29 protein-coding genes are annotated in these 26,757 nt (G+C 58.0%); 21 read left to right on the top strand and 8 right to left on the bottom strand.

What is annotated here, in order from left to right; genetic code table 11:
* Nucleotides 1-150: 150 nt before the first annotated feature.
* Nucleotides 151-927, bottom strand: a complete 777-nt coding sequence (gene istB / locus GGE33_RS26405) for an IS21-like element helper ATPase IstB (protein ID WP_183830249.1) — start codon at nucleotides 925-927, stop codon at nucleotides 151-153.
* A gap of 146 nt (nucleotides 928-1,073) precedes the next feature.
* Here istB and GGE33_RS26400 point away from each other — a divergent pair, with 146 nt between their 5' ends.
* Nucleotides 1,074-1,520, top strand: coding sequence for a hypothetical protein (locus GGE33_RS26400; protein ID WP_246436497.1), 447 nt, complete (start codon nucleotides 1,074-1,076; stop codon nucleotides 1,518-1,520).
* Nucleotides 1,513-1,683 (top strand): hypothetical protein, encoded by a 171-nt coding sequence (locus tag GGE33_RS26395; protein WP_183830247.1) that lies wholly within the window; start codon nucleotides 1,513-1,515, stop codon nucleotides 1,681-1,683. Before GGE33_RS26400 ends, GGE33_RS26395 begins: the two co-directional genes overlap by 8 nt.
* 262 nt (nucleotides 1,684-1,945) lie before the next feature.
* Here the strand turns inward: GGE33_RS26395 and GGE33_RS26390 are convergent, their stop codons facing one another.
* Nucleotides 1,946-2,893 (bottom strand): LysR family transcriptional regulator, encoded by a 948-nt coding sequence (locus tag GGE33_RS26390; RefSeq protein WP_183830244.1) that lies wholly within the window; start codon nucleotides 2,891-2,893, stop codon nucleotides 1,946-1,948.
* Nucleotides 2,894-2,974: 81 nt separating this feature from the next.
* Between GGE33_RS26390 and GGE33_RS26385 the strand changes: the two genes are divergently transcribed.
* The 11 genes from GGE33_RS26385 (at nucleotide 2,975) to GGE33_RS26335 (ending at nucleotide 12,468) form a co-directional block, all read left to right on the top strand.
* The gene (locus GGE33_RS26385; RefSeq protein WP_183830241.1) at nucleotides 2,975-4,072 is read left to right on the top strand and encodes an ABC transporter substrate-binding protein; all 1,098 of its coding nucleotides are present in this window, start codon (nucleotides 2,975-2,977) and stop codon (nucleotides 4,070-4,072) included.
* Nucleotides 4,069-5,121 (top strand): FecCD family ABC transporter permease, encoded by a 1,053-nt coding sequence (locus tag GGE33_RS26380; RefSeq protein ID WP_183830238.1) that lies wholly within the window; start codon nucleotides 4,069-4,071, stop codon nucleotides 5,119-5,121. Before GGE33_RS26385 ends, GGE33_RS26380 begins: the two co-directional genes overlap by 4 nt.
* Nucleotides 5,118-5,912 carry an ABC transporter ATP-binding protein gene (locus tag GGE33_RS26375; RefSeq protein ID WP_183830235.1) on the top strand — a complete coding sequence of 265 codons (795 nt, stop codon included), beginning with the start codon at nucleotides 5,118-5,120 and terminating at the stop codon, nucleotides 5,910-5,912. The genes GGE33_RS26380 and GGE33_RS26375 overlap by 4 nt, the downstream gene beginning before the upstream one ends.
* Nucleotides 5,890-6,405, top strand: a complete 516-nt coding sequence (locus GGE33_RS26370; RefSeq protein WP_062553577.1) for a hypothetical protein — start codon at nucleotides 5,890-5,892, stop codon at nucleotides 6,403-6,405. Before GGE33_RS26375 ends, GGE33_RS26370 begins: the two co-directional genes overlap by 23 nt.
* Nucleotides 6,380-6,859, top strand: a complete 480-nt coding sequence (gene phnG, locus GGE33_RS26365) for a phosphonate C-P lyase system protein PhnG (protein WP_183830232.1) — start codon at nucleotides 6,380-6,382, stop codon at nucleotides 6,857-6,859. Before GGE33_RS26370 ends, phnG begins: the two co-directional genes overlap by 26 nt.
* On the top strand, nucleotides 6,856-7,431 hold the full coding sequence (phnH, locus tag GGE33_RS26360) for a phosphonate C-P lyase system protein PhnH (RefSeq protein WP_183830229.1): 576 nt from the start codon (nucleotides 6,856-6,858) through the stop codon (nucleotides 7,429-7,431). Before phnG ends, phnH begins: the two co-directional genes overlap by 4 nt.
* Nucleotides 7,415-8,476 (top strand): carbon-phosphorus lyase complex subunit PhnI, encoded by a 1,062-nt coding sequence (locus GGE33_RS26355; RefSeq protein WP_183830226.1) that lies wholly within the window; start codon nucleotides 7,415-7,417, stop codon nucleotides 8,474-8,476. The genes phnH and GGE33_RS26355 overlap by 17 nt, the downstream gene beginning before the upstream one ends.
* Nucleotides 8,469-9,314, top strand: coding sequence for an alpha-D-ribose 1-methylphosphonate 5-phosphate C-P-lyase PhnJ (locus tag GGE33_RS26350; protein ID WP_183830223.1), 846 nt, complete (start codon nucleotides 8,469-8,471; stop codon nucleotides 9,312-9,314). The genes GGE33_RS26355 and GGE33_RS26350 overlap by 8 nt, the downstream gene beginning before the upstream one ends.
* Nucleotides 9,307-10,071 (top strand): ATP-binding cassette domain-containing protein, encoded by a 765-nt coding sequence (locus GGE33_RS26345; RefSeq protein WP_343062697.1) that lies wholly within the window; start codon nucleotides 9,307-9,309, stop codon nucleotides 10,069-10,071. Before GGE33_RS26350 ends, GGE33_RS26345 begins: the two co-directional genes overlap by 8 nt.
* 8 nt (nucleotides 10,072-10,079) lie before the next feature.
* Nucleotides 10,080-10,751: an ATP-binding cassette domain-containing protein gene (locus tag GGE33_RS26340; RefSeq protein WP_183830217.1), complete on the top strand. Its 672-nt coding sequence runs from the start codon at nucleotides 10,080-10,082 to the stop codon at nucleotides 10,749-10,751.
* Between the two features lie 163 nt (nucleotides 10,752-10,914).
* A complete protein-coding gene (locus GGE33_RS26335) occupies nucleotides 10,915-12,468 on the top strand; it encodes an ISL3 family transposase (protein ID WP_183830214.1) in 1,554 nt (517 codons plus the stop codon).
* A gap of 365 nt (nucleotides 12,469-12,833) precedes the next feature.
* Here GGE33_RS26335 and GGE33_RS26330 read toward each other — a convergent pair whose 3' ends face one another.
* From GGE33_RS26330 to GGE33_RS26315, 4 genes are all read right to left on the bottom strand, one after another.
* Nucleotides 12,834-13,415 carry a DUF1349 domain-containing protein gene (locus tag GGE33_RS26330; protein ID WP_183830211.1) on the bottom strand — a complete coding sequence of 194 codons (582 nt, stop codon included), beginning with the start codon at nucleotides 13,413-13,415 and terminating at the stop codon, nucleotides 12,834-12,836.
* A 226-nt stretch (nucleotides 13,416-13,641) separates the two neighbouring features.
* Nucleotides 13,642-13,875: a hypothetical protein gene (locus GGE33_RS26325; protein WP_183830208.1), complete on the bottom strand. Its 234-nt coding sequence runs from the start codon at nucleotides 13,873-13,875 to the stop codon at nucleotides 13,642-13,644.
* 52 nt (nucleotides 13,876-13,927) lie between these two features.
* Nucleotides 13,928-15,556 carry a chaperonin GroEL gene (gene groL, locus GGE33_RS26320; protein ID WP_183830204.1) on the bottom strand — a complete coding sequence of 543 codons (1,629 nt, stop codon included), beginning with the start codon at nucleotides 15,554-15,556 and terminating at the stop codon, nucleotides 13,928-13,930.
* 52 nt (nucleotides 15,557-15,608) lie between these two features.
* Complete coding sequence (locus tag GGE33_RS26315) at nucleotides 15,609-15,923, bottom strand: co-chaperone GroES (RefSeq protein WP_183830201.1); 315 nt, start codon at nucleotides 15,921-15,923, stop codon at nucleotides 15,609-15,611.
* A 24-nt stretch (nucleotides 15,924-15,947) separates the two neighbouring features.
* Here GGE33_RS26315 and GGE33_RS26310 point away from each other — a divergent pair, with 24 nt between their 5' ends.
* From GGE33_RS26310 to htpG, 6 genes are all read left to right on the top strand, one after another.
* The gene (locus GGE33_RS26310) at nucleotides 15,948-16,097 is read left to right on the top strand and encodes a hypothetical protein (RefSeq protein ID WP_183830198.1); all 150 of its coding nucleotides are present in this window, start codon (nucleotides 15,948-15,950) and stop codon (nucleotides 16,095-16,097) included.
* Between the two features lie 102 nt (nucleotides 16,098-16,199).
* A complete protein-coding gene (locus GGE33_RS26305) occupies nucleotides 16,200-16,472 on the top strand; it encodes an usg protein (protein WP_183830196.1) in 273 nt (90 codons plus the stop codon).
* A 93-nt stretch (nucleotides 16,473-16,565) separates the two neighbouring features.
* Nucleotides 16,566-16,856 carry a hypothetical protein gene (locus GGE33_RS26300; RefSeq protein WP_119944829.1) on the top strand — a complete coding sequence of 97 codons (291 nt, stop codon included), beginning with the start codon at nucleotides 16,566-16,568 and terminating at the stop codon, nucleotides 16,854-16,856.
* 150 nt (nucleotides 16,857-17,006) lie between these two features.
* The gene (locus tag GGE33_RS26295; protein ID WP_183830191.1) at nucleotides 17,007-17,480 is read left to right on the top strand and encodes an Hsp20 family protein; all 474 of its coding nucleotides are present in this window, start codon (nucleotides 17,007-17,009) and stop codon (nucleotides 17,478-17,480) included.
* A gap of 77 nt (nucleotides 17,481-17,557) precedes the next feature.
* Entirely contained in the window at nucleotides 17,558-17,857 is a 300-nt protein-coding gene (locus GGE33_RS26290) for a DUF982 domain-containing protein (protein WP_183830189.1), read from the top strand.
* Between the two features lie 768 nt (nucleotides 17,858-18,625).
* Nucleotides 18,626-20,518 (top strand): molecular chaperone HtpG, encoded by a 1,893-nt coding sequence (htpG, locus tag GGE33_RS26285; RefSeq protein ID WP_183830186.1) that lies wholly within the window; start codon nucleotides 18,626-18,628, stop codon nucleotides 20,516-20,518.
* Nucleotides 20,519-20,781: 263 nt separating this feature from the next.
* Here the strand turns inward: htpG and GGE33_RS26280 are convergent, their stop codons facing one another.
* Nucleotides 20,782-21,687 carry a LysR family transcriptional regulator gene (locus tag GGE33_RS26280; RefSeq protein WP_183830258.1) on the bottom strand — a complete coding sequence of 302 codons (906 nt, stop codon included), beginning with the start codon at nucleotides 21,685-21,687 and terminating at the stop codon, nucleotides 20,782-20,784.
* A gap of 62 nt (nucleotides 21,688-21,749) precedes the next feature.
* Between GGE33_RS26280 and GGE33_RS26275 the strand changes: the two genes are divergently transcribed.
* Entirely contained in the window at nucleotides 21,750-24,584 is a 2,835-nt protein-coding gene (locus GGE33_RS26275; protein ID WP_183830183.1) for an FAD-binding and (Fe-S)-binding domain-containing protein, read from the top strand.
* A 66-nt stretch (nucleotides 24,585-24,650) separates the two neighbouring features.
* A complete protein-coding gene (locus tag GGE33_RS26270) occupies nucleotides 24,651-25,811 on the top strand; it encodes a LysR family transcriptional regulator (RefSeq protein WP_183830180.1) in 1,161 nt (386 codons plus the stop codon).
* On the opposite strand, the gene GGE33_RS26265 is transcribed toward GGE33_RS26270, so the two are convergent.
* Nucleotides 25,808-26,692 (bottom strand): NAD(P)-dependent oxidoreductase, encoded by an 885-nt coding sequence (locus GGE33_RS26265; RefSeq protein ID WP_183830177.1) that lies wholly within the window; start codon nucleotides 26,690-26,692, stop codon nucleotides 25,808-25,810. The genes GGE33_RS26270 and GGE33_RS26265 overlap by 4 nt on opposite strands.
* Nucleotides 26,693-26,757: the final 65 nt, after the last annotated feature.

Here is a 26,757-nt window from a genome sequence, read left to right as displayed (position 1 = left end):
GGACCTCGGGACTTCATGAGCCTTCTCCGATTAAGGCCCGCAGAGTGTATCAGTTTTTCCCTGTCCTGTGGTCCAGCCCGAGGGGTTCACTCCAGTTTTTCCACCGAGAAGTGAGCCACCTCTAAGTATGGTTTTCTGATCAGGGTTTGGTCAAGGGATCGGCTTTTCTCCTCTCTTCTGTGCTGCTGCGGCCGAGCTGGCCTTGAAGCGGAAGCTGTCGTTACCGGTTTCCAGGATGTGGCAACGGTGGGTGAGACGGTCGAGCAGAGCTGTCGTCATCTTGGCGTCGCCGAAGACGGTGGCCCATTCGCTGAAGCTGAGATTGGTGGTTATGATGACGCTGGTGCGCTCGTAGAGCTTGCTTAGCAGGTGGAAGAGCAGCGCTCCGCCTGACGCGCTGAACGGAAGATATCCGAGCTCATCGAGGATCAGCAGATCGAGGCGAACCAGTGCTTCGGCGATCTGACCGGCTTTGCCCTTCGCCTTTTCCTGCTCGAGAGCGTTGACCAGTTCGATGGTCGAGAAGAAGCGGACCTTTCGACGATGATGCTCGATTGCCTGGACGCCGAGAGCGGTCGCGACGTGTGTTTTTCCTGTGCCCGGTCCGCCGACGAGGACAATGTTATGCGCTCCGTCCATGAACTCGCATCGATGCAGTTGGCGCACCGTCGCCTCGTTGATTTCGCTGGCGGCGAAGTCGTAGCCGGAGATGTCCTTGTAGGCAGGAAAGCGCGCTGCCTTCATATGATAGGCGATGGACCGGACCTCGCGCTCAGCCATTTCGGCTTTCAGCAACTGGGACAGGATCGGCACGGCTGCATCGAAGGCCGGTGCTCCTTGCTCGATCAGGTCCGTGACCGCTTGTGCCATGCCATACATCTTCAGGCTACGAAGCATGATGACGACGGCGGCGCATCGTCGCGCCATCCTCCGGCACCTATTATCATATCCGCTGCCTTGAGGGGCCGCGCTACACCGGGATATTCGACGTCATCTGCGCGCCGGAACAGCTCGGCGACATCCTGCGCCCCGACGACATTCTCTGGGTCCCTTGCCGCACGCCGGCGCAGCGCATGATCGCGCAGAAGGCGGTACTCGCCCGTCACCTCGAGGCCGGCGGCACGGTGGTGGCGCTCGGCGAGAGCTGTTCCGACCTCTGGCTGCCGCATGTCGATTTCACCGGCACGCCAACGAACTGGTGGTGGTGGCTCGACCCCACAGCCGATCTCGGGGTGCGGGTGACGGAGGCTGCGGCCAGCCATCCGCTGATGGCTGGTATCGGCGACAAGCAGGCAACCTGGCACCTGCATGGCTGGTTCCTTCCGCCGGATGGAGCAGCGGTTCTGGTCCGCGATGGCGAAGGCCGGGCGATCCTCTACGAGGACACGGTCTCGACCAAGGGCACCACGGTCATCTCATCGCTCGATCCGATGTTCCACCACGGTTCGCATTTCATGCCGGCCACGACCGGCTTCCTCGACCGTTTCGTTCCCAACCTGAAAGCCTTCGCAGATGTCTAATGCCATTACAGTGCTCGACAACCGCCACCCGATCAGCTTCACCTTCGACGCCACCAGCGCCTATCACGGCGGCGGTTCTCCCGGCGGTGTGACGCATGCGCTGGAGGCCATGCAGGTGGCGCTTCGGCTGCTGTCCGAACGCCGCCGGAACGGCGCGAGGTGACGATTGTGACCGCCTTTCCGGACCCGGCGGACGCCACGCGCTGGAAACGGTGACCCGGGCGCTGGCCGAGGAGGGCCGACCCTCGACAAGTCGATCGGCGGCAAGGACATCATCACAGACCCGCCCGGCCCTACGTCAAGGCGTTCGCCAAATGGGCGCCGGCGAGGAGGCTTTGCTCGCTCGATGAACAGACTTGCCTATGATAGAGTTGTTTACGGTCGCTATTGCGTGCCTGGATGGCTTCACATGGGTTCGAATTCGTTCAAGGCCTTACTGATTGCTGGCCTTCCTTTAGAAGGATGGCAAGCTTCTTAGCGAAATTCTCAAGATCTACCGGATATGGTGAACTACGCCGCCAAAGAGCGAAGATCTGCCTACGAACGGGCTTTCCCTTAATTTCTGCCACCGCAAATTGCGTACCGCTGATGGATTGCCCACACGCGATAGACGGAATTAAGCACGAGTATCCCTTCTCCCTGACGAGACGTATTCGGGTTTCGATGCTAAGCCCGTAAGAGCGCAAGATCGGTTCATTAGAGCTGTCGGCAAACCGTAGAGTAGAATCCTCCATGCTCATGGGAAAGTCGTCTTCGCTCAAGGGCAATAGATCGAGTTTGGCGAGATCAGCTGGTTCGATCTGATCACGTTGAATGACCGGATTTTCCACGTTTGTGAGGAGGTGAAACGGCTCGTTGAGAACCTCGACCTGATGGAACGCCTCATCGAGTAGAGGGCACGCCGTGATCACGAGATCGAGCTCCCCTTCTTTAAGTCGCCTGCTGAGGCCTTCGTGCTTCCCTTCCATGAAAGCGAGTTCAAGACGCGGATAGTGTTTGTGAACGAACCCGACAGTTTGAGGAATGAGGAATGGGCCGACAGTAGAGATCATCCCGACGCGGAGGCGCCCGCCAAATGCCCCCGCCCTTCGGCTGGTCTCATGGCCCAGCGCTGCAACTTGCTGGAGCACCATGCCGATACGCTTAAGGATGTCGCCACCGGCGTCAGTCGGAGTGACCTTGCGGGCGCCGCGCTCGAATACAGTTGTGCCCAACACTGTTTCGGCTTTGCGAACCTGATGCGACAGCCCCGAGGCGCTGATACCCATCTCCTCGGCAGCCGCGCGAAAACCTCCGCACCGATGCACAGCCTCAACCAACATCAGGTCACGGATGGAAAGGGAGGCAAGTCTGTTCGATATCTCTTCTCGCATTGTCCGATTTGTTCGACTTGATAAGACGCTTCTCCCTATATACGAGAAACATGACTGCAACACTCATATTCTGAGGTGCCCGTGTTTTCGAAGCTGTTTATCTCCTCCGCAGCAATCATTCTCGCTCTGGCACCGACGCCCTTGCTTGCGGATCCCATTACATTCAAGGATGTGACTGGCGCTGAAGTCACTCTTCCGAAGCCCGCGACGCGTATCGTAACGTTGCCCCAGCCGGGTGCTGCCACAGTGATCGCGGTGGACGGGACGTCGGACCATCTCATCGGCATGAACCCCGGTTCACGCAAAGCTTTCGAAACCGGCCTACTCAAGAAAATGTTTCCAGATGCCGCGTCCATTGAAAGCGATATCGTCGCGGAGGGCGGCAATGGCTGGATGCCGAATGTCGAAGCAATCGCGGCGCTCAAGCCCGATCTCGTCATCCAATGGGGCGGTCGAGGCGACGAACTCGTGACGCCTCTGCGGAACGCCGGTATTCCGGTCGCGCTGATGGTCGGAGGCGGCAATGGTGGTACGGAAGAGCTCGCTCGTGAAAACATCAGCCTCGTGGCAAACATTCTTGGCAAACCGGAAAAGGCGAGGGCTCTGTTTGCGTGGCGTGACGAAGTCATTGCAGACGTCAAATCTACGCTTGCGGCACACCCGTCGGAACGCAAGCCGAAAATCCTTCACCTGCGCTCCTCCAAGGGGAAATTCACTGCGACGGGGGAGAAGAGCTACCAGAACTTCTTCATCACGCTGGTTGGCGGCGACAATGTTGGCAAGGGCCTGGGTGTCCAGGCAGAAGTCAACGCCGAGCAAATTGCGGCGTGGAACCCCGACCTTATCATGCTGACAGCGGCGGAAACTGACGCCGGACGCGAAACGATACTCGAGAACGAAGTTTTATCGCAGACTACTGCCGCCAAGACCGGGCGTGTCTACAAGACACCGAATGGTGGATATGTATGGGATAGCGCCAGCCACGAAAGCCCGTTTACCTGGATGTGGCTTGCAAACCTTGCTCATCCGAACCTCTTCCATTTCGATCTGCGCGCCGAGGTGAAAAAAGGCTTTGAGCGGCTTTACAACTACTCTCCCATGGAAGACGAAGTCGACGCTGTCTTGAAGCTCGATCTCAACGCGGGCGCTTCGAACTATCAGCAGTTTGCTCGCAAATGACACTACCCCTTGCCGGAACCGGACATCCGGATCAGCCGACCGCACGCGCAGTCGTTCATTGGTCGTCATTGCTCCTGATTTTTGCTGTGGCGGTCATTGTCTCGGCATCAGTTGGCCGGTTCAGCATACCGCTTGCTGATGTTCTGAACATCGTGGGTCGTTGGCTTTCTGGCGCGTTAGCGCCCGAAACAATGGAGGAGCGAATTCTCATCAACGTTCGTGTGCCACGCATCTTACTTGCGGCGATCGTTGGTGCAGGACTTGCTCTATGCGGTGCAGCGCTTCAGGCTCTGTTCCGCAATCCGCTCGTGTCGCCGCGTGTGCTAGGTGTTTCATCCGGAGCGGCGCTCGGTGGGGCGCTGACGCTGCTGATCGGCGGTGGCGCTACCGTGTTGTTTGCCGCTACCTTCAGCTCGGCTCTTTTCGCGCTTGTGCTGGTTGCGGTCATCTCACGTGTAGCAGGGCGCACGATCCTTTCGATCGTGCTGGCAGGTATCGTCATTGATGCGCTGTTTTCCGCAATGATCTCGCTGACGCAATACGTGGCCGATCCGGAGACTTCGCTTCCTGCGATCGTCTTCTGGCTGATGGGCAGTTTCTCATCGGCAAGTTGGAAGAAGGTCGGGGAACATGGGCCGGTTATCCTGCTTGCCATCATCATTCTTTACCGTTTGCGCTTTCGGATTGCGGTCCTGTCGATGGGGGACGAAGAGGCGCGTTCTTTCGGTGTGAATGTCGGTTTTTCGCGTTGGTTCGTCTTCTCCGTCATCTCGGTGATCATTGGCGGTTGTGTGGCCGTGTCCGGTGTTATCGGTTGGGTGGGACTCGTCATTCCGCACGCGGCGCGCCTCCTTGTCGGAGAAGGGCATCGCCGCTTTCACGGCACGGCCGCGTTGCTCGGAGCCAGTTTCATGGTGGTGATCGACACGCTCGCACGAGCAATTATCAGCGCCGAACTGCCGCTTGGCATCCTGACGGCTGTCATTGGCGCCCCGGTCTTCATCTACCTCCTCTGCACAAGACAGGCGCGGATGGGGGCGACACAATGATCGCATTGTCAAACGCAGGAATGAGACGAGGCCAACGCTGGATTTTTCGCAATGTCAGCTTTGACCTGCCGGATGGCGAAGTGTTGGCGATCCTGGGCTGCAACGGCCGTGGAAAAACCACGCTTCTGCGCACGTTGCTGGGGTCACTGGGACTGAGTGAAGGCACCCGGACGATGCCCTCTGTCGTCGGCTATGTACCGCAGGCACAAGGTGGTGGTGATCAGCATCGGTGCCTTGATATCGTAATGATGGGTCGCTCCGGACGCCTGGGGCTTTTTGGGCTACCGGGTAAGGCTGACGAGGCCGCTGCCTTGGCTGCGTTGGCCACGGTCGGCGCGTCTCAATTTGCCGAACGCCCGTTTGGTCATCTTTCCGGCGGCGAGCGGCAGATTGTCCTGCTTGCACGGGCATTGGCGACGGAAGCCAAGGTTCTCGTGCTCGATGAACCGGCAGCTTCCCTCGATCTGGCTAATCAGGACCTGCTGCTAGGTGTCCTGATGCGGCTGAGGCAGGCTCGCAGCCACACGATCGTTTTCACCACCCATCATCCACAGCATGGTTTGATTCTCGCTGATCGGGCTTTGATGATGCATGCCGGGGACGAGATTCTCTACGGCCCCACGGCCGACATGATGACGGATGGCGAGCTTGCCCGCCTCTACGGTGTGCCCTTCGTGCGGCACACCGGCGCTGTTGGCCGACCAGATATCGTTTCCCCGATCTTGGGGCAACCGTCTCTTCACCCTAAACCAAGAACAGGAACCTACATTGGACACGATCACCTATCTTGAGAATGGCGAAGCCTTCACCGTGAGCTTTGCTGAACTCCTCAAATACCATGGTCCCGGTTTTCCCGGCGGCGTGGCGCACGGCCTCAAGGTCATGCAGCGGGCTTTTCCGCTACTGGATGAAGGACGTCCCGTCGAACGACGTGAAATCCGTATTGATACGGCGTTTCCGGGTCCTGGCGGTCGTGACGCCTTCGAATTTGTGACCAGAGGGCTGACCGATGGCCGGTACGTGGTTGACCGTTCGCTGGGTTGGGACGGCATCGAGGAAAGCCCGAAGGGAAGATACTATTTTCGCTTCACCTATCGTGGCACCGTGGTCGAGGTAACGATCCGGCCCGGTCATGTGCGGCCCGAATTCCTCGAGCTTGCTCGCAAGGAAAATCGCACCGCTGACGATGAGGTGCGCCTTGCCGCGCTGAAGCGCGAAATGGGTGATCGCCTCGTACCGCTCGCCCCGGAAGATGTCTATGACGCCAAAGTCAGCCGCGCCTGATCTCGATTGCGGCCAGAGCGAGCGTCGCCATTGGATGGGCGTGCTCGCTCGCGCGCCCATTGAGCTGCTACGGGCATCTTACGAAGACAGTCCGCAGTGTGCTGATGCACGCCGCCTTGTTGGGCCGGAGATCGGCCTGATCCAGCTGCGTGCCAAAGCACCCGTGACGGAAACCGCATTTCATCTCGGCGAAGCGACTGTGACGCGCTGCGTTATAAAGCTAGCCGGTCGGTATGGTTATGGAGTGGTCCTGGGTAGCGATCTCGAAAGGGCTGAGCTTGTGGCGGTTTTCGATGCGCTTCTCCAGGATCCTCAGAGGTATGGCGAACTCAGGCCGAAATTGCTGCAGCCGGCCGAGTCCGCCATCTCGTTGAGCCGGCAGCGCCGGGCAAATGCGGCTCAAGCGACAGCGGCACATTTTTTTACCGCCGCGCGAGGGGGCAAAACGCCGTGAAGATTGCGATCGATCAGCGCGCGCCCGAGAGCGCTTTTGAGGACCGAAAGGCCTATCGGAACCTCCTTCAGGCATTTGCCTATCCTGGCAAGATGATGACTGTGCGCGCAGGACAGCTCGCTCATTCCGTTGTCCTCCAGACGCTCGCGGATACGACGACGCCGGTCTTGATTGATGAAGGCTTCGCCGAAATCAAGGCGAATGCGATCGATGCACAGTGGCCGAGTGCGGATCGGGAAAACTGTGTTTTCGCACTCTGTCGCGGAGAACACTTTAACGGGTTCGATGGCTTTCCCATCGGAACGCTTGTCGACCCGCACCTTTCCACGACCGTGGTCATAGAGGTCGTTTCACTCACCGGTGGTGAGCCGTGGCGGATTGCCGGGCCGGGAGTTGGCCCAAACGGCGCTATACTTGCCCCTAGCGGATTGCCGGAAATCTTCCCTGCTGTATGGGCGCGGAATAACGCGCTCTATCCGCTCGGGATCGACGTGATCCTTACAGCCGGTGAACTTTGTGCATGTCTCCCCCGAAGAGTCAGATTGGAGATCGCTGATGTATGTGCCGGTTAAGGGCGGGGAAGTGGCCATTGCCAGGAGCCTCGAAGCCCTGGCGCATGCCCGGCGTGGCGATCCCGATGTGCCGGAATTGACCGTCGCCCAGATAAGGGAGCAGATGCGTGTTTCGGTGGACCGGGTGATGACAGAAGGCGCCCTATACGATCGAGACCTCGCGGCTCTCGCTCTGAAGCAGGCACAAGGCGATTTGGCGGAGGCGACCTTCCTATTGAGGGCTCACCGCGCCACGCTTCGGCGCATGGGCCATTGCGAGCCCATAGAATTCGCGGATATTCGACACGATCGGCATATCTCCGCGACCACGAAAGAGCTTGTCGGCGGCCAAATCCTCGGTGCGACCTATGACTACACCCATCGGCTTCTCGATTTTTCCTTGATGGAGGCGGGCTCCTGCGCTGATCGCTCGGTAGTTGACGACGAGCTGCAGGATGAAAGAGATTTCGTCCACGAACCTGCGGCGCTAAAACCGCACTCCTCCCCCCATCAGGATTTGCTTGTTTCCCCAGGCTGCGAGCCGAGCGGGAGCCGGGATCATGAACCAGTCGACATCACGCGGGTCCCCATCCGCCCGCCGTACGGACCATCCGAGACGCTCGGCCATCTGGTTCGTGGAGAAGAGGGGTTTCTGACCGGTCTTGCCTACACGCGGCTGCGCACCGCCGGCGCGTCCCATCCGTATGTGGAAGAGCTGTCGGCAGGTCAGGTTGAGATTATGGTCGAGCTGGAGGATCTGGGCTTTACCGTTTCGATTGGGGATATAGACATTACCACCTGCCGGATGGTGGCGCCGGTTCTGGACGGCAAGCAATCCCATCTCTCGCCAGGCTTCGGTGTTGCTTTCGGGACAAACGAGAGGAAAGCCGTCGCTATGGCCACCGTCGATCAAGCGCTGAAAGCAGGGCTTGATCCTGAGCTGGTGCTGTCCCACAGCGACGGCGTAGAAGCCGCCGGTTATGTATCGCATCTTAAATTGCCTCACTACTCCGATTTTCAATCTGATCTGGAGCTGATCCGGCGTGCGAGGTCCAAGCATGAATGAAACGTTCGGCTACCTCGATGAGGATAGCAAAAGGTCTGTGCGACGAACGATCCTGAAGGCCTTGGCTATCCCAGGCTATCAGGTGCCGTTCATCGCACCGGAAATGCCGATAGCCTACGGTTGGGGGGTAGGGGGCATGGTGGTCACGGCAAGCCTGATCGATGAAGAGGACTTGCTTAAGGTTACCGACCATGGCTCAGACGACACGGTAAATGCCGTTAACATTCGGTCCTTCTTCACGAGAACAGCTTTCGTAACCACCACGACCCGCACGGCCGAGGCAACACTCATACAGGTCCGCCAGCGCGTCCCCGAGGCAGAGCTCCAGGAGGGGCAGATCGTCGTTTATCAGGTGCCGAGACCAGACCCTTTGCGCGCCTTCGTGAACTCGAGCAAGGAGGCCTCTCGTATGCACGCACAAGCCGACTACGGTCGCGTGTACGCACGGCTCTTCGAGGAACGAATCGGTAGTAGTGGTGCGGTCCAGCCGGGCTATGATTACCCGGTTATGGTGGAAGGGCGCTATTTGATGTCTCCGTCACCGATACCGAAGCGAGACAACCTTAGTCTCGACCGCTCGCCGGCTATTCAGATATTCGGCGCGGCGCGAGAGCGGCGGCTCTACGCATTGCCGCCTTATACCCATGTCGAAAGCCTTGCATTCGAAGATATACCTTTTGACCCCGGCTATCCTGATGACGGCAGGCAGTGTGTCATCTGCGGATGCGCAACCAGTCATCTCGACCATCTTCTGCAGAACGATGAAGGGACAAGCGAATGGGTTTGCTCCGATACCGAATGTTGCGAACAAAGGTCAAAGGAGGTTGCCGGTGCTTAGCCTACCTTCTCCCGCCCTGACGCTTGATCGCGTTTCATATGACGGCCGGATCACGCCGGATACGTCGCTCGTTCTGTATCCTGGAGAGGTGCTTTGTCTCGTTGGAAAATCCGGTGCGGGAAAGTCGACGCTGCTGCGTATGGCGGGCGGACTTTTGCGCCCGCACGAGGGGAGAGTGCTACACCAAGCCGCCAGTGGCCCCGTCTCGATCTATGAGCTTCCCGAACACGCTTTGGTTTCACAGCGACGTCGTAACGTCGGGATAGTGGCTCAGAATGCCCGTGACACCCTCGATATGGCGCAAAGCGCCGCCGCGAACATCGTCCAGCCTCTGTTCGACAACGGCGAGCGCAATTTTGGCCGAGCGATGGCGTCAGCGCAGCACTGGTTCGTTGCACTCGATCTCGATGTCGCAAGGACGGGCGACCTACCGAGCGCGTTATCAGGTGGCATGCAGCAGCGCTTGCAGATCGCGCGAGCGCTGGTCCACGGACCGAAGGTGCTCTGTCTGGACGAACCGACGACTGGCTTGGATACCTCGGTGCAGGTCCGTCTTCTTTCATTGCTTTCGGGCCTTCAGCGCCAAACGGGCGTCGCGATGTTACTTGTGACACATGATCTCCGGATTGCCCGGCTTATCGCCCACCGCGTGATCGTGATCGACGAAGGTAGGATCGTCGAGGAGGCTCCCCCCGACCGGCTCATCGCTGATCCTTGTCATCCTGCGGCCCGCGACCTCGTCGCTTCAATGATTTGAGGACGGCTATGGACATCTTGCATGTCGAGAACCTGGAAAAGGATTACGGAGCACGAGCCGTCGGTCCGGTAAGCTTTAGATTGAAGGCCGGTGAAATAGGATTGATCGTCGGTGGTTCGGGGTCTGGAAAATCGACGGTGCTCGATGTGCTGTACGGGACAAGAAGGGCGACCGGAGGAAGCGCCATCTTGAGCGTTGGTAATACGCAGCGAAATCTCTTTGACATTTCGGTCGCGGAGCTCGTTTCAATTCGAAGTGTCGGCATTGGTTACTGTACCCAATTTTTGTCCGCGATCCCCGGGAAATCGGGGGCCGACCTCGCAAATGAAGCTGCTTGCGCAGACGCAAGTTTGGCCGATATCACCGAACTGTTGGATCGATTGGCTTTGCCGCAACGACTTTGGAACCTTCCGGTGTCATCATGGTCTGGCGGCGAGAAACAGCGCCTGAACATAGCGCTCGCGGTCCTGCGCAAGCCAGCACTCATCTTGCTCGACGAACCATTCTCCGCGCTCGATGAAACACTGCACCCTATTGTTTGGTCGGTTCTATCGCCGTTGGCTGATGAAGGCTCCGCAATGTTGATTGGTGTCCATAAGGCAAGCTCCTACACAGCAGGGGCAAAAACACTGGTCGCACTTGATCGATCAGGCATGTCTTGTGGGTTCTCGACGGATTAGCCTGAAATCCCGCAATGGGGAGCGGGATCGGTGTGATTACGGATCTTGCGCTGTCAATAGGCGTCGTAACGGGACCCCTTATCGGCTCCCAAAAGCGGCTCTGACTCATTCTCGATGATGTTTCGGATTCTACTGGCCTGGTTTCCAATGGAGAATCAGCGCCATGCGAGCCCATTTTCGGCTTTCCGATCTGATCCCTGCCGAGTTGAACGTAGAGGCAATGCACCACCGCGCAGATGTGATCGTCGTCGCCGCACATGGTCAGTCCCGAGATTGTAGGTGTCCCGAATGCGGTACGATCTCCCATCGTGTTCACAGCCGCTACCCTCGGATGATCGCCGATCTGCCGTGTGCAGGCCGGAGCATCGAACTGCATCTGACCGTCCGACGTTTCGTCTGTAGTGCCAATCAATGCCGCCGAAAGATTTTCGCCGAGCGTTTCGGTGATGACATAGTCCGACCCATGGCCCGCAGGACAGCACGCCTGGACACCTTGGTGCACCATTTGGCTTTGGCATTGGGTGGTCGCCCGGCAGCACGGTTCGCAGATCGCCTCGGGTTTCCGGTTAGCAACGACACGCTGCTTCGAACCGTTCGTCGATATGATCGACCACCACCAACGCCGCCGAGCGTTATCGGCATTGATGACTGGGCGTGGCGTCGCAATCATCGATATGGCACGATCATCTGCGACCTTGAGCGGCGAAAGACGATCGCCCTGCTGCCCGACCGAGAACCGGCGACGGCTAAGGCCTGGCTGGTCCAACAGCCGCAAATCGAAATCGTGGCAAGAGATCGCGGCGGCGGGTATGCGCAGGCCGCTGCACGAGTCCTGCCACACGCCGAACAGGTCGCCGACCGCTGGCATCTCATGGAAAACGCTAGCCACGCCTTTCTTGACGCCGTTCGCAAGTCAATGCGGCAGGTGCGCGTGGCAGTCGGTACAGCAACCGTAAATCCCAAGCTTCTGACTGCCGCCGAGCACTTGCAATATGACGGATATCTGCGGCGTGAAGAGACAAACTCTGTCATTCGTGGACTCGTAGGCGAAGGCGTGTCCATCAAGGAGATCGTGCGCAGAACTGGGCATAGCCGAAAGCTGGTTCGCGGTGTCGTCCGTGGTCAAAGGACCGATATCTTCCGCGTCCGGCAAACTTCGCTCGAACCACACCTCCCGTGGCTTGAAGCGCAATGGGATGCTGGATTACGAAATGGTGCTGAACTCTGGCGACAGCTTCGGCTGGCTGGTTTTGGCGGCGGTCTCCGCGTTGTCACGGAATGGGCAACACGACGAAGAAGGGCCGAAAAGGCCGAGAACGGGCTCGGCCACGCGCCAGCGGCACGCACCATCGTCCGCCTAATGACCCTTGAGCGTAACAATTTGACCAAGGCGCAAACGATGACGGTCGCCGCGATCGAGGAGCAGCTACCTGACCTTGTCCAGGCAAGAGACGTCGTGGAGAGCTTCCACGATATGTTGCGGCGTAGGTCTGAAGATGATCTCGACACGTGGATCGACCGCGCAGCAGCAAGCTTGGTCGCGTCATTCGCCAACGGCATCATCCGCGACAGAGCAGCGGTTCAGAATGCAATCACTTCAGTTTGGTCGAACGGCCAGACAGAGGGTCAGATCACCAAACTCAAACTCATCAAGCGCCAGATGTACGGGCGCGGGAAGCTCGATTTGCTTGAGGCACGTATCGTCGGGGCCCCCTGATGTCATCGAGATTGCGTCAGACCCCCGTTTGGACGCCGATCACCCCATGTGCAGGGTCCTTATTCCATGCCTAATCACATCTTGCGCATCGACACGTTGAAAGTTAAGTCGCTGAAGTTTCTGTAGGTTTCGTTTCGGAAGCCAAGCGCCAAGGGTTCGATTCCGCTCAAGTCGAAGGCGCCTGCCGGGCAAATGGTTCAGACTGCCATTTAAGTCGCGCCGAACGGTGGCTGTTCGCCTCCACACCAGTACTCGCCTCGTTTGACGTTCCTAAAAGCGGCCATCATTCCCGTCGAAGTCTCGTTAGTTTCGCACCTTAAGAAGACATTGATGCTTCTGTATAGAGCGCTCTGTTGGCCTGTAGGCTACGACAGGTCATGGAGCTCTTTGCCCAAAGCCCGCCCCAGTCGCCACTCGCTAAATCTTACCTCTAAGCCTGCACGTTCTGGAGTGCAGCACATTGGGCCAACAAGGTAATGATCCGCTTCCGGGAATGGGCAGAGGCGGACCAGTGGCCAAGTCCGCCCATCGTATGAGGCTTGTATTCTCAGAACGCCGCTCTGGACTGTCACCCTGATCCAAAAATCTGATGGGTCGCTGTCATATCGCCCCGTTGCCCAGTCGGAGGTTTCATTAGTCAGCACACTGCTGAGTAACCCATATCCGTCTGAGAACTCGATCCCGGTCTTGACCCATCGTCTTTCGTTGAGCCTGACCATGAGGCCAGCTTGGTCGTAAAGATGTTTGAATTGTGCCTGGATGCGCACCTGGGCAGTGAAATCGCGTTTGGCCTGGAAGGCATAGAAGTGGCCACTGTCGCGAACAAAGCCATAGTGTGTCTCTCGCCAAAAGTCCGTATTGGCGTCGGTCGTTACCCAAAGGTCGGTATTCGACGCTTCTGCTTTTGTCGGCTCATTGAGCCACCGTCCATTTTCAAGACTCTGCAACGGTGTCTCCTATGACGACTAGCGGAGTTGCTCAGCAATCCCCTGCAAAGCGGTTAGTTCCTAGAGAGCCCAATTGCTGCCGACAGGCAAGTTCTGAAAAGGCGCGTTACGCTCTCGATCGCAGAGGCGGTCATCAGTGTTCGCTGCTGCTTCACCGAGATAAGGCAAGTAAGCCGGGAGTAGCAAGAGCCGCCCAAGCCATTTGCTTCGAAGCGCTACGGGAACCTCAAAACGGTTGATCATCAGAGGCAGGCGCGGTGTCTGATTCGAGTCGGACCGATTGCATGGCTGCTTGTAAAACCTCCTCACGATCGTGCATGCCTCTGTTATAAAGTCTAGCGACCGCCGCAGTGATCCTGCCGATCGCGGCCGGATCGCGCACGATGCCTTGAGCGCGTGCCACTTCCTTTACGACGCTGGCGCAAAAGCGCGCATCTTCTTTCGAAATTGTTGCTTTCATATTGTCCCTGCCGGAATAGCCCGCCCCTCGCTGGGGCGGGCCTTAGAACTGGTTAGAAGTCCATGCCCGGGCCAGCGGGGAGGGCGGGGGCGGCGTCCTTCTTTGGCTTTTCGGCGATCATCGCTTCGGTCGTGACCAGCAGACCTGCGACCGAGGCCGCGTCCTGGAGTGCTGTGCGAACTACCTTGGCCGGATCGATGACGCCCTGCGCGTAGAGATCTCCGTACTCGCCGGTCTGCGCGTTCCATCCGAACGACAGATCGGTCTTTTCCCGAAGCTTGCCAACGATGATCGAGCCTTCGGCGCCGGCATTCTCAGCGATCTGACGCACAGGTGCCTCGATCGCCCGGCGGACGATGTCGATGCCAACCCGCTGATCATCATTGGCCGTCGGGAGGCCGTCCAACGCTTTGACAGCACGCAGCAATGCTACGCCACCGCCAGGCAAAATGCCCTCTTCGACGGCCGCGCGCGTCGCATGCAGAGCATCGTCGACGCGGTCCTTCTTCTCCTTCACCTCGACCTCAGTCGAGCCGCCGACGCGGATGACTGCAACGCCGCCCGCGAGCTTGGCAAGTCGTTCCTGCAGTTTTTCGCGGTCATAGTCGGAGGTGGTCTCCTCGATCTGGGCGCGGATCTGGGCCACGCGCCCGTCGATCTCGGCCTTGGAACCGACGCCGTCGATGATCGTCGTGTTCTCCTTCTCGATCGCCACCTTCTTGGCGCGGCCGAGCATGTTCAGCGTGACGTTCTCGAGCTTGATGCCGACGTCTTCGGAGATGACAGTACCGCCGGTCAGGACGGCGATGTCTTCCAGCATCGCCTTGCGACGATCACCGAAGCCCGGCGCCTTGACGGCAGCGATTTTCAGGCCGCCGCGCAGCTTGTTGACGACGAGCGTTGCGAGGGCCTCACCTTCAACGTCTTCGGCAATGATCAGCAGCGGCTTGCCGGACTTCACCACGGCTTCCAGCACCGGCAGCAAAGACTGTAGGTTGGAGAGCTTCTTCTCATGGATGAGGATATATGGCTCTTCGAGCTCGACCCGCATCTTGTCCTGATTGGTCACGAAGTAGGGCGACAGATAACCGCGGTCGAACTGCATACCTTCGACGACTTCCAACTCGGTCTCAGCGGTCTTGGCTTCCTCGACGGTAATGACACCTTCGTTGCCGACCTTCTCCATCGCTTCGGCCAGATACTTGCCGATCTCCTCGTCGCCATTGGCCGAGATGGTGCCGACCTGAGCGATCTCCGAATTACTGGTGATCTTGCGGGCGTTCGCCTTCAGCTCTTTAACGACTGCATCCACGGCGATATCGATGCCGCGCTTCAGGTCCATCGGGTTCATGCCCGACGCAACCGCCTTGGCGCCTTCCTTGACGATGGCCTGGGCGAGAACAGTTGCCGTGGTGGTACCGTCGCCGGCGAGATCATTGGTCTTCGATGCCACTTCGCGCAGCATCTGCGCGCCCATGTTTTCGAACTTGTCTTCCAGTTCGATCTCTTTGGCGACGGAGACGCCGTCCTTGGTGATGCGTGGCGCGCCGAACGACTTGTCGATGACGACGTTGCGGCCCTTGGGACCAAGCGTAACTTTTACCGCATTGGCAAGCACGTCGACCCCACGCAGCATGCGTTCACGGGCATCGGTGTTGAATTTGACTTCTTTCGCAGCCATTTGTTCACTCCTTCAATAGGCAGCTTTTTGACTGATGGGCGGCAGTGCGTGATTACGCAGCCTGCTTCTGCTCAGCCTGGGCTTCGATAATGCCCAGGACGTCGCTTTCCTTCATGATCAACAGGTCTTCACCATTGATCTTGATTTCGGTGCCTGACCATTTGCCGAACAGGATGCGATCGCCCGCCTTGACGTCGAGCGCCTGGATCTGGCCGGCTTCGTTGCGCGCACCAGGACCGACGGCGACGACCTCGCCCTCGGATGGCTTTTCCTTGGCGGTATCCGGAATGATGATGCCGCCTTTGGTCTTTTCCTGGGATTCGACCCGGCGGACGAGAATGCGATCATGAAGCGGTCGGAACGACATGTTTTCCTCCTTTGGACAAAAAAGATGACGCTGAAGACCCTGGCCGGACCGGGTGACCAATCCGGACGGGTGCGAACCTCACTCGAGCGCTCGCGGGCAAAATTTATTTTTGAGATTTTTCGATTTCAAGAGGGTGAACTGAAAAAATTAGCACTCGGTTGTATCGGCTGCTAACATACTGCAATCGTTGAGTAAAATCGACAAGAATAATGGTTCTATCTTGAAGCCGGTCATAATTTGGGTCACCTTAGCGTTGTCACGAAACGGAGATGAAGCATGCAATTCCCATCGGACCTGGAGCGGCAGCTCAGTGGCTACGGCCTCACAACCGCACACATCCTCTATCGTATCCCGGACTTTGAATTCGCTCTTCAGACCTATGTCTGGCAGGACTACGATCTCGCACCCGATTTCCCCGAGATGCGCAAGTTCCTGGATTTCTGGAAGACCTCTCTCGATGGGCCATTGCATTCTGTTCGTTACAGCCACCAGCGCCTGATCGGGCCGAATGAATGGCGACGTGTCGATGGCGAATTCAAGCTGCAGTGAACCTTGAATTCGATTTCTCGCTCTCCTAGCTGAGCGGCGGCCGAGGCCTGATGGGCTCGGTCGCTTTCCACGTCTGTATGGAGTCGAGACCGCATGGAACAGAATATCGAGATCATGAAAAACGCGAGCGTTTCCGAAAGGGAAGAAATCATCATCGATTTCGCCCGGTGGCTCGAGACAACGTCCCAGGATGCATTGGTCTATGGCGAGGGCCGTTTCGCCTTGATGTCTGCAAACTTGGCTCAGGCGATCCGTGCCAACGCTGATGACCTTGCGCGCGATACGCCTGAAACGGCTGCGCGCCTGTTGCAGCAAGCATGCGCAATGATATCGCAGTTCAAGGCAACTTATCCCCATCGCGTCCTAAGCCGCTCGATCCACTGATACCGTCGATTTTTTTTCACGACAGATCTTGAATCGCAAAATCGGCAAACCAAAATCAAGTGCCGCCAGCCGCTCGATAATGGGCTGGCTTTGCCGGGAGCGCCGCTTTTGGCATTCCCGTACCCATGTTGCTTCAAGGAGGATATGGCTATGGCAACATCTTACGACTACGCACCGCTCTACCGTTCGAGCGTCGGCTTCGACCGGATTTTCAATCTTCTCGAAAACGCGCAGCGCGCTCGCTCGTCGAACGACTGGCCTCCCTATGACATCGTCAAAACGGATGATGACACCTACCGTATCTCGATTGCGGTCGCGGGCTTCGCCCAGGACGATCTCGACATCACCTTCCAGTCCAATCTGCTGACAGTCACGGGCAAGAAGCAAGACTCTCCGTCGGAGGGCTACCTGCATCGCGGTATCGCAGGTCGCCCGTTCGAGCACCGCTTCGAACTGGCTGATCACGTACGCGTGGATGGGGCCGACTTGAACAACGGTCTGCTGACGATCGAGCTCGTTCGTGAAATCCCCGAGGCTCTCAAACCGAGGAAGATTTCGATCCAGAGCACGCCTGCATTGACGTCGGTCGCTCCAGCACAGATCGAAGCCCAAAAAGCGGCGTGATCCTGAAATTTGTTCATTGGGTCAGGGCGCCATTGCGATGGCGCCCATCAACATTGCGGGTAGGGAAGGAGAAAACGATGAAACCCGATATGTTCAGAGAACCCGTCACCATTCTGGTTGGCCTCGGGTTCCCGGCGCAAGTTCGCGGGGTGACAGATGCCTACCGACACCTTGTTGAGTGGCCAGGCTCACTCAGGGAGAGGGCTCACGCTGTCGCCTTGAACGCGTGCCAGGCAGCACTGCGTGGCGAGATCGAATCGGAGACGGCGCGCGGCCTTTTCGTAGCGTTCGCAGAGAAGCACGAGCTTCTTACGACTGAGACGCCGGCGGTTGTGGCAGCTCGGTCGCGTAGCGACACAGATCCCCATGTGCAGTGAGGGGCTCACCAGGTCCCCACATGCAGGAGCATCTGCCCAGTGATTTTATAAAAACCTCCGCTCACAGTCAAAAAGACGGGCTCTCCTAAAGGTTCCCGCTCAGCACTCTTTGCCGTCGAGTTGGACAGGTTTTGCGTTGGCTTGGCGGTATTTTGCTCATCCACCTGACCACTGTCCGCCCTCACAACTCGTCATTGACGGCATTGTAGGTTGGTTGGAGCCAATCGGGTTGTCACGGCTTTTGAAGATGTAACGATGGCAACCTCGTCACGACGCGACGTGACACAGAGACGGTTTGATTGAGGGCGGTCGAGCAGTGCTAAACTTGCTTGCGGGTCGTCTTATTCAGCGGCTTGAAGACGGAATGCCGTTTTAGGCTGCTCGATCTCGCTGAGGATCTCGAAGTCGTCGATCATGAAATGCTGATCCGATCCCGGCACCGCCAAGGTCCAGAATTCTCGACTTGTGCAAATATCGTAGAAACCTTCACAACCGTAAGACGCCCATCGTTATGTTTTACGGAACGAGCCCAATAGAATGCGTTCGGAACCAGATTGCTCATGTCGCTACTCCTGTCAGACAGGCCCGTACGAGAGTAAGTCGGGAAGAGACTACGAAAATGAGACGCTCAGGTAGCGCTGTCCCCAGGTTTCAGACACGAACGAAAAAAGTCTTAGAAAAGCGTCAAGTGGGCGAGGGCGATGGCGCTTGAATTCTTGTCCCAGAAAAACCATTTGACCGGCGATTTCTTTACGAATGGAGGTATCAGTGACGACAGTCGAAGAATGGCAGTCCGAACAACACGTATTTGAAGCCGATGTCAGCCGGCTCCTGCACATGATGGTGCATTCTGTTTACTCGGACAAAGATGTTTTCCTCCGGGAATTGATCTCAAACGCGGCGGATGCCTGCGAAAAGTTGCGGTATGAGTCCATTTCCAAGCCGCAGCTCGCGTCCGATGGAACCCCGCCAGCGATTCTCGTAACGCTCAATGAGGAGGCGCAGACACTCGTTATTGAGGACAACGGCATCGGCATGAACCGCGAGGAGATGATCGACGCGCTTGGCACGATCGCGCGCTCGGGGACAAAGGCGTTCATGGAGCGGCTTGAGGCGGCCAAGGCTGGCGAGAAGGCGGAGCTGATCGGCCAGTTCGGCGTCGGGTTCTATTCTTCGTTCATGGTCGCCGATCGGGTCGATGTGATCTCCCGCCGCGCCGGCGAGGGCGAGGCCTGGAAATGGTCTTCCGACGGTAAGGGAAGCTATGACATCGTCGGGATCGATGTCGGGCAAGCACCAGCACGCGGTACGCGTGTCGTGCTGCATCTCATGGACGATGCGAAGAAATACGCCAGCAAATGGACGGTCGAGAAGATTATCCGTGAACAATCCGGCCACGTGCCTGTTCCTATACGTCTCGTTGACAAAGAGGGCGCCGAACCGTCACAGGTGTCCGATGGTGCAGCGCTTTGGATCAAGCAGAAGAGCGAGATATCTAAGCAGGACTACGACGATTTCTATCATCGTGTCTCGGGCCAGTACGATGAGCCGCTGGCTAACGTGCATTTCCGCGCTGAGGGCCGCCACGAATATACGACACTTGCCTTCATACCGGGCTCTCAACCATTCGATCTGATTGATCCAGACCGACAGGGTCGGATGAAGCTTTACGTGAAGCGCGTCTTCATAACCGACGAAGCCGACTTGCTGCCGCGTTACCTGCGGTTCGTCCGCGGCATCGTCGACACCCCGGATCTGCCACTCAACATTTCCCGTGAGATGATCCAGGAAAGCCCCGTGCTTGCCGCTATCAAAAAGGGCGTCACGAGTCGGATCCTTTCGGCTCTGGAGAAAATGGCCGAAGGAGAAGCCGAGACGTTTTCCAAAGTATGGGATCTGTTCGGCCCCATTCTCAAGGAAGGTATCTACGACGACTTCGAGCGGCGCGCGCAGTTGCTGAAGCTGGCGCGCTTTCGTAGTACCGTATCCGATGGGGCAACTCGGAGCCTGGCCGACTATCTATCCGGAATGAGGGAAGGGCAGTCGGCGATCTATTACATTAGCGGCTCCAGTCTGGACCAACTGAGATCGTCGCCGCAACTCGAGGGTTTTCGGGCCAAAGGGATAGAGGTACTTCTGCTGACCGACGGCGTAGACAGTTTCTGGCCGACCCACGCCCCAGATTTCGAGGGCAAACCTTTCAAATCGGTTACTCAGGGCCTTGCCGATCTTAACGCTGTGACCGGCGAGGGCGGCACCGATGAGGGTGACCGGCAAGCTTCTCCTGAAGTTAAGGCGTTCATCGATTTCGCTCGAAGCACACTAGGTGAGGAAATCGGTGACGTGCGGGTTTCCGATCGGTTGACCGAAAGCGCGGTCTGCCTTGTCGCGTCGGAACATGGCCCTGATCGCCAGCTCGAAAAGCTGCTCCAAGGGGCCGGGCGATTACAAGCCGCATCGAAGCCAATCCTGGAGATCAACGCGCAGAACGAGCGTGTTAAAGCCATCGCATCGCTCGGCGATCCGGCCTTTCGCGAGGATGCGGCGTGGCTGTTACTCGACGAAGCACGCATTCTTGACGGGGACAAACCGGCCAATCCACGTGCTTTTGCCGAGCGACAGGCTAGGCTGTTTACGCTGGCCATCGGGCACGGCAGGTAAAAGGTATTGGCGAGGTGGTCTTCGGTTGCCTCGCCACAAAGCCTCAGAACATGAGGTCAATCAAATTGATCGCTGAATGTTTCGCATTCTTTGGGAATGGACAGCGCTTCTCAGTTCATGATCTCCGGTTATCGCCAGCCGCACTCAGTGCACAGACCGCCAAACTTCTGTTATTCAAAAGATCTTTGAATACTAAGTTCGTTTGGACTTTGCGGGTCGAAGGTTCGGCTCCCATCAAGACTAATAATTGCTATCAATCGAATCTACTCCACCCGAAAAGTCTTTATTTTGTTTACGAACGCGCGCGCCAAAGGTGATAGGCCTCGTTTTTTAGGCTCGAGGACGAACAATATTCGTTGAAGCCGTAGGTCGCTGACAGGTACGAACAAGATCTTCGGATCATTGAACAGATTTACCGCGTTTTGAGGAAGCAATGCCAACCCGACACCGGCGCGAACCATGCAGAGTTGCGCGATCGTGGAATGAGCGTTGATGCGTGTGTTCAGTAGCCACCTTGGTAGATCGCTATCCTCTAACAATTGTTGGGTACCTGTCTGAGATGCAAGACCGATGAGGACACGGTCTTGCAGGTCGTCAAGCTTGATGCGTTTTCGCGCCAGCATATCGTCCGTTCGACACGCTAGCCCAAAATCGTCCCGCATGAGCTCGTGTTGGGCGAGGTCAGGGGACTGGAGCGCTCTTCCTGCTACCGCGATATCCAGTTTTCCCTCGATGACCATTTGCGCCAATGTCTCGGCGACGTCGTCATGGACAAGGCAATGCACCATGGGCCTCTCGGCGAGGAAATCTGCCAGAAGCGGTGCCACAAGTTCGGAAATTGCGGAAGGCGACGCGCCAATTTTCAACACTCCGAGCTCGAGGCCGGCGCTCTGCCTCAGTCGCGTAACGGCCTTGTCAATATCGGCTAGAAGGTGAGCCGTTTCAGCCATAAACGAAAGCGCTAGCGGGGTCATTACGGGAGGCCGGGTATTGCGGTCGAACAGTGCGGCGCCCACCGTTTCCTCAAGATGCCGTATCAATTCAGACAAAGCGGAGGGGACGATACCTAAACGCTTTGCGGCAGAAGCAAATGACCCCTCACGCGCGACCGCATCAAGGGCCCTCAAGTGTCTCAAGTTTATGTTCAGATTTTCCGGATTTAACTTCATCAATTTGCATTTTTATGAATGTTCGGTCTGTGGTCAAGTGCATCACCAGTTCGGAGGAAGTAATGGCAAACGTGAACGTCGCTGTTGATCGGATCAAAACTCTCGCGGCCACGCTTGAAGAAGTGGGTTTCGTCGGTGAGATCGAGACCGATCTGGCTCTGCGTGCCGCCATGTCGACGGACAATTCCGTGTATCAGATCAAGCCCGATCTAGTTGTCGCACCGCGTAATGCGGCCGATCTGGTGAGGCTGCTAGATGTCATCGATCAGCCGCCGTTCGCCGACGTTGCCATAACTGCCAGGGGCGGTGGAACTGGCACCAATGGGCAGAGTCTCAATACCGGCGTCATCGTTGACCTGCGTCGGCACATGAACGGTCTCATTGCCATCGATGAACGGGAAGGCTGGGCGGATGTGCAGCCCGGCATGGTGCTAGATGACCTGAATGAACAGATCCGCGAAACCGGCTGGTTTTTCGCACCGGAAACCTCGACATCAACCCGCTGCACGATCGGTGGAATGGTCAGCACCGATGCGTCCGGCAAGGGGTCGCGAATTTATGGTAAGACCTCCGACAACATCCTCGGACTTGAGATCGCGCGACCGCAGGGGTTGCTCGACAGCAAGCAGCCGGTTCCACAATGGGCCAGGGCCATGCTCCACTCCGCTGAAACAGTGGCACGACAGGGAAAGGTGGCATTCGTCGCCAACACGCCGCGACTGAACCGGCGCTTCACCGGTTATGATCTTGAACGCGCCTGCGCCGATGACGGGCGTTTTGAATGGTGGCGATTATTCCTGGGTGCAGAAGGCACGCTCGGCATCATCAGCGCCATTCGCGTGAAGCTGAGGCGCATCGAGCGAGAAAAGCGCCTGATCGTTGCTGGGTTTGAGGATTTCCGCTTGGCGCTTGCCTCGGCCGCCCCGCTTATCAAAGCTGATCCCACTGCCGTTGAAGTGATGGACGAAACAGTCCAGGCGATTGCCGAAGATGCAGGCATCCTCAACCGCCTGCCTGTGACACTGCGGGCTGGAGCAGGGCAGAAGGTCGCGTATGTTTTCATAGAGCTCAACGGTGATGATCCCGCGCATCTTCAGGTCAAACTTGACGACTGTCGGCGAATTCTGGGCAGTCTTGCCGGCGTCGGCGCCATCCATGTTGCGAGCGATCGGGCGGAGATTGCCGAACTCTGGGCGATACGGTCAGCCGGCGTCGGCCTTTTGGGCAAGGTCGACGGTCCTGCGCGGCCGATCGCCTTTGTCGAGGATGCCGTCGTGCCGCCGGAAAATCTGCCGGCCTTCGTCGACGAGTTTCTCGATATCCTGAGAGACAATGGTTTGGGGTTTGGAATTTATGGACATGTGGATGTCGGCTGCCTTCATATCCGCCCCGCACTCAATGTCGACAAGGCCGAGGATCGCGCCCGCATGGTAGCGGTCTCGGATGCCGTTTTTGCACTAACCCGCAAGCATGGAGGCATCTTTTGGGGCGAACATGGAAAGGGATTGCGAGGTGCCTACCTTCGGGATTGGATCGGGGCGGAAGCCTATTCTGCGCTGCAGGGTATCAAAGCGGCCTTTGATCCAGAGGGGCGGTTCAACCCCGGCAAGCTGGTAACCAACAAGGTGCCCATCATGGGCATCGCGACAACGCCGTTTCGTGCGTTCAACGAACCGGAGGGTGATCCCCTTACGCTCGCCTTCCGCTGCAATGGCAACGCTCAATGTCTGAGCTATACGAAGACGACGCCCATGTGCCCTAGCTTTAAGGCGACGGCCGACATTCGTTACAGTCCCAAGGGCAGGGCGGATGCCCTGCGCACTTGGCACAAGGCCCGCCGCGAGGCTGATGCTGATCTGCCCGTATTGGAAAAGGACCTAATGGCAACATTGGACAAGTGTCTTGGGTGCAAGGCCTGCGCCTCCTCCTGTCCTGTGCAGGTAGACGTTCCGACCATGCGGCAGGCCTTTATGGCTGATTATTTCAAGCGACATCGCCGGCCGCTTGCGGATCGACTTGTGATGATGGCGGAGCGGTTCAGTCCGGCGATGATGCGGCTCGTGCCGCTTCTCGCACCGATATGGCCTATGGCTTCGAAGATCGGTGGGTGGCTGACCGCGAGTGAGGATCTGCCTCGGCGTATGGCTCGGCCTCCCCAGGGTCTCCATTTACGCGAAGAAGACCTTCGTCCGGGACACTTGCCCGATAACACCGTAATCATCGCGCAAGACTGGTTCACCGCACTTTTCGACGGGGCCGTACAACGGCAGGCCATCGCCGGCTTCACGGCGCTAGGTTACGATGTCCGCTTCCTGCCCATGCGGCCGGGCGGCAAGGTTGCGCTGAGTCTCGGTGAAACTGCGGGTTTTCGCCGCATGGCTGACGCTCTTTCCAGTCAGTTGCATGCGGCGGCTACGACCAGCCTTCCAATCATTGCCGTCGAGCCCGCCTTTGCCATGATGTTGCGCCAAGATTACGCCAAAGCCGGGATCGCTCTGCCGCACGTTTTTCTGCCTCAGGAGTTCCTTGCTGTCGAGGCCGATCGGCGTGACTTCCCAAAAGCAAATCATGACAGTCCGATAAAGCTTTTGTCGCACTGCACTGAGGCGACCGCCCTCCCGCAGACCGGAGTGCTTTGGAAAAGAGTATTCGCGGCAATGGGCCTGGAGACGACTACACCGTCAACCGGGTGCTGCGGCATGGCAGGCCTTTTTGGGCATCAGAGGCGGCATCAGCCGATGTCGCGCCGCCTATTTGATCTTTCTTGGCGCAGCCATGTGGAATCGGAGGATACGATCGCGGCAACCGGCTATTCCTGTCGATGCCAGGCAAAACGCTTCTCCGGCACGCAGCCGAACCATCCGCTGGGATTGATTGCCGATTTGCTTTCGAGGTGAAGGGACCTAGCAGCTTGTCGGGCGACCGTGGCCTTCGTAAGCTTAAGGAAACTAGAGGGAATGGGCATGCCTGCCAGTATTCGTCATCTCCGGATGTTTCTGGCCTTGGGGCAGACCAATTCCGTTACCCGTGCTGCCGACATAAACCATGTCTCACAGCCTGCCGTAACTCAAGCCATCACCAAGCTCAGCCAAGAGAGCGGGCATGTTCTGCTTCAACGCAGCCCGCAAGGTCTATTTCTCACCGATGCAGGAGCGCTGCTGCACTACCGAGCTGATCGCGCGCTGCGCATTCTCGACAACGCGATGTCAGACATGGATCGAGCGATCCGCATCCAGGCGACATGGCCGCAACTTGCCGCCCTGATCGCGGTGACGGAGACCGAAAACTTCACACTTGCGGCGCACCAGCTGGGCCTTGCCCAGCCGACCGTCCATCGCGCCACCACCATGTTGGAAGGGGCGGCAGGCACAACGTTCTTTCAGCGTACGGCGCATGGCTTGATTTCGACACGCGCCGCCCTTCAGTTGGCCCAGGCTGCCCGCCTCGCATTGGCGGAAATTGATCAGGCTGACGCCGATCTGGCGGCTCTCGATGGTCGCGAAGTAGGTCGCATAGTGGTTGGCGCCCTACCGTTGTCGCGATCCGGATGGCTTCCACGCGCCATTCTGGCCTTTCGCGAAATCAGGCCGCGTCTTTCGCTGCAGGTGATTGACGGCCGGTATGACGAACTGTTGCATGGCCTGCGCCGGGGCGAAATCGACATGGTTCTTGGAGCACTACGGTTTCCGACACCAATTGAAGACATCGAGCAGGAACGGTTGTTCGACGACGAGGTGGTCGTCGTTGCGCGGCGCGACCACGCCTTGATGAACAAGGCCGATCTCGTTTTTGCAGACCTGGCGTCGCATCCTTGGGTCATGCCACGTCGTTCAACGCCGTTACGACGCGTTCTCGACACCTATTTTGCCGCTGAGGCGCCAACCAATGTCGTTGAAACATCATCCGTAATCATGATGCGGGAGATCCTGCGGCAGAGCGACCATCTCGGCGGGCTGTCGCGGATGCAGGCGGAGGTCGAAATGGGCGTTCTCGGGATATTGCCGGTGCGCCTGCCCAATGCGATGCGGCCCATCGGAATCACCACCCGCGCCGGCTGGGAGCCGACGCGGGCGCAAAGGGAATTGCGGGACGTGCTGCGGCAGACGGCAGCCGGACTCAATTAGTCCTTCAGGCGCGAAAGAATGGCGTCAGCGCGTTCCGGATAATTCTCATCGCCGGCCGGCAGAACGAAGTCGCCGATCCGCTGCTGCCAGTCGGCCGTTGCGCTGGCCAGTCCGTTGGGCAGGCCAAGTTCGGAAAGCGTGATAGCGACTTCGCGCATTTCGGCTGCGCGGCGCCTTCCGTGCACCATCATGCGTTCCAGATTGTAGGCGGCTTGGCGCGGCCAGTCGATATTGGGGTTGGACGACTGGAGCGAGGCAAGGACGCGCTCCTCAATGCCGGCGCGCCGGGCCGCCAACAGGCATTCTGCCGTCAATGCCTCCATGCCCTTGATCATCACCGAGCGTATCATCTTGATGGACGACGCTTCGCCGACTTCAGGTCCGGAAACACGCGCTTCCATTCCAAAGCTGTTCAGAACGGCGAGTGCTGGGTCGGCATGCGGGCCCGCCAGCAGCAGAGGTGTGCGATGCAGTCTTGGATAAACCGGCGCCATGATGGCGACATCGACATATCGCCCGCCGGCAGAACTGATGATATCGGCAGATCGCCGCTTGGCGCCCGGCGAGCAGCTGTTGCCATCAAGCCAGAATGCACCCGCCTTGAGGTATGGAGCAGCCTGTTCTGCCGCCAACACCGCGCGATCGGCTGTTACCAGGCAGAATACAACATCAGCATCGTCTAAGGCGGCTGCCCGGTCGGATGCCAAAACGATTCCTGTAGCCATTGCACGCTCGGCCGGTTTTCCTGGTGCGCCGACCTGTTCGACCTTTTCGTCATAAGCCTTCAGACCTGACGAGATGTCTGCTCCCCAACCTTTTGCGAAGGCCTCCGCCGCCTCGCCAAATCCGATGAAGGCGATCTTAGAGTGACGTTCTGTCATATTCTCATTCCTTATTTTGTCGTCCTGCGAACACTTGGATGCCGGTCCAGCTGACAATTCGGTTG

This window comes from Aliirhizobium cellulosilyticum (assembly GCF_014198105.1).
In the GTDB taxonomy this organism is placed as follows: domain Bacteria; phylum Pseudomonadota; class Alphaproteobacteria; order Rhizobiales; family Rhizobiaceae; genus Neorhizobium; species Neorhizobium cellulosilyticum.
Note: the sequence above shows the minus strand (reverse complement) of the source record. Positions and strands in the feature narration are given on the sequence as shown.

Excerpts from the sequence above, each read along its gene's own strand:
- istB (WP_183830249.1), bottom strand. The coding sequence starts at position 927 with ATGGCGCGACGATGCGCCGCCGTCGTCATCATGCTTCGTAGCCTGAAG.
- GGE33_RS26400 (WP_246436497.1), top strand. The coding sequence starts at position 1,074 with ATGATCGCGCAGAAGGCGGTACTCGCCCGTCACCTCGAGGCCGGCGGC.
- GGE33_RS26395 (WP_183830247.1), top strand. The coding sequence starts at position 1,513 with ATGTCTAATGCCATTACAGTGCTCGACAACCGCCACCCGATCAGCTTC.
- GGE33_RS26390 (WP_183830244.1), bottom strand. The coding sequence starts at position 2,893 with ATGCGAGAAGAGATATCGAACAGACTTGCCTCCCTTTCCATCCGTGAC.
- GGE33_RS26380 (WP_183830238.1), top strand. The coding sequence starts at position 4,069 with ATGACACTACCCCTTGCCGGAACCGGACATCCGGATCAGCCGACCGCA.
- GGE33_RS26375 (WP_183830235.1), top strand. The coding sequence starts at position 5,118 with ATGATCGCATTGTCAAACGCAGGAATGAGACGAGGCCAACGCTGGATT.
- phnG (WP_183830232.1), top strand. The coding sequence starts at position 6,380 with ATGACGCCAAAGTCAGCCGCGCCTGATCTCGATTGCGGCCAGAGCGAG.
- GGE33_RS26355 (WP_183830226.1), top strand. The coding sequence starts at position 7,415 with ATGTATGTGCCGGTTAAGGGCGGGGAAGTGGCCATTGCCAGGAGCCTC.
- GGE33_RS26350 (WP_183830223.1), top strand. The coding sequence starts at position 8,469 with ATGAATGAAACGTTCGGCTACCTCGATGAGGATAGCAAAAGGTCTGTG.
- GGE33_RS26340 (WP_183830217.1), top strand. The coding sequence starts at position 10,080 with ATGGACATCTTGCATGTCGAGAACCTGGAAAAGGATTACGGAGCACGA.
- GGE33_RS26335 (WP_183830214.1), top strand. The coding sequence starts at position 10,915 with ATGCGAGCCCATTTTCGGCTTTCCGATCTGATCCCTGCCGAGTTGAAC.
- GGE33_RS26325 (WP_183830208.1), bottom strand. The coding sequence starts at position 13,875 with ATGAAAGCAACAATTTCGAAAGAAGATGCGCGCTTTTGCGCCAGCGTC.
- groL (WP_183830204.1), bottom strand. The coding sequence starts at position 15,556 with ATGGCTGCGAAAGAAGTCAAATTCAACACCGATGCCCGTGAACGCATG.
- GGE33_RS26315 (WP_183830201.1), bottom strand. The coding sequence starts at position 15,923 with ATGTCGTTCCGACCGCTTCATGATCGCATTCTCGTCCGCCGGGTCGAA.
- GGE33_RS26310 (WP_183830198.1), top strand. The coding sequence starts at position 15,948 with ATGACGCTGAAGACCCTGGCCGGACCGGGTGACCAATCCGGACGGGTG.
- GGE33_RS26305 (WP_183830196.1), top strand. The coding sequence starts at position 16,200 with ATGCAATTCCCATCGGACCTGGAGCGGCAGCTCAGTGGCTACGGCCTC.
- GGE33_RS26300 (WP_119944829.1), top strand. The coding sequence starts at position 16,566 with ATGGAACAGAATATCGAGATCATGAAAAACGCGAGCGTTTCCGAAAGG.
- GGE33_RS26295 (WP_183830191.1), top strand. The coding sequence starts at position 17,007 with ATGGCAACATCTTACGACTACGCACCGCTCTACCGTTCGAGCGTCGGC.
- GGE33_RS26290 (WP_183830189.1), top strand. The coding sequence starts at position 17,558 with ATGAAACCCGATATGTTCAGAGAACCCGTCACCATTCTGGTTGGCCTC.
- GGE33_RS26280 (WP_183830258.1), bottom strand. The coding sequence starts at position 21,687 with ATGAAGTTAAATCCGGAAAATCTGAACATAAACTTGAGACACTTGAGG.
- GGE33_RS26275 (WP_183830183.1), top strand. The coding sequence starts at position 21,750 with ATGGCAAACGTGAACGTCGCTGTTGATCGGATCAAAACTCTCGCGGCC.
- GGE33_RS26270 (WP_183830180.1), top strand. The coding sequence starts at position 24,651 with ATGCCTGCCAGTATTCGTCATCTCCGGATGTTTCTGGCCTTGGGGCAG.
- GGE33_RS26265 (WP_183830177.1), bottom strand. The coding sequence starts at position 26,692 with ATGACAGAACGTCACTCTAAGATCGCCTTCATCGGATTTGGCGAGGCG.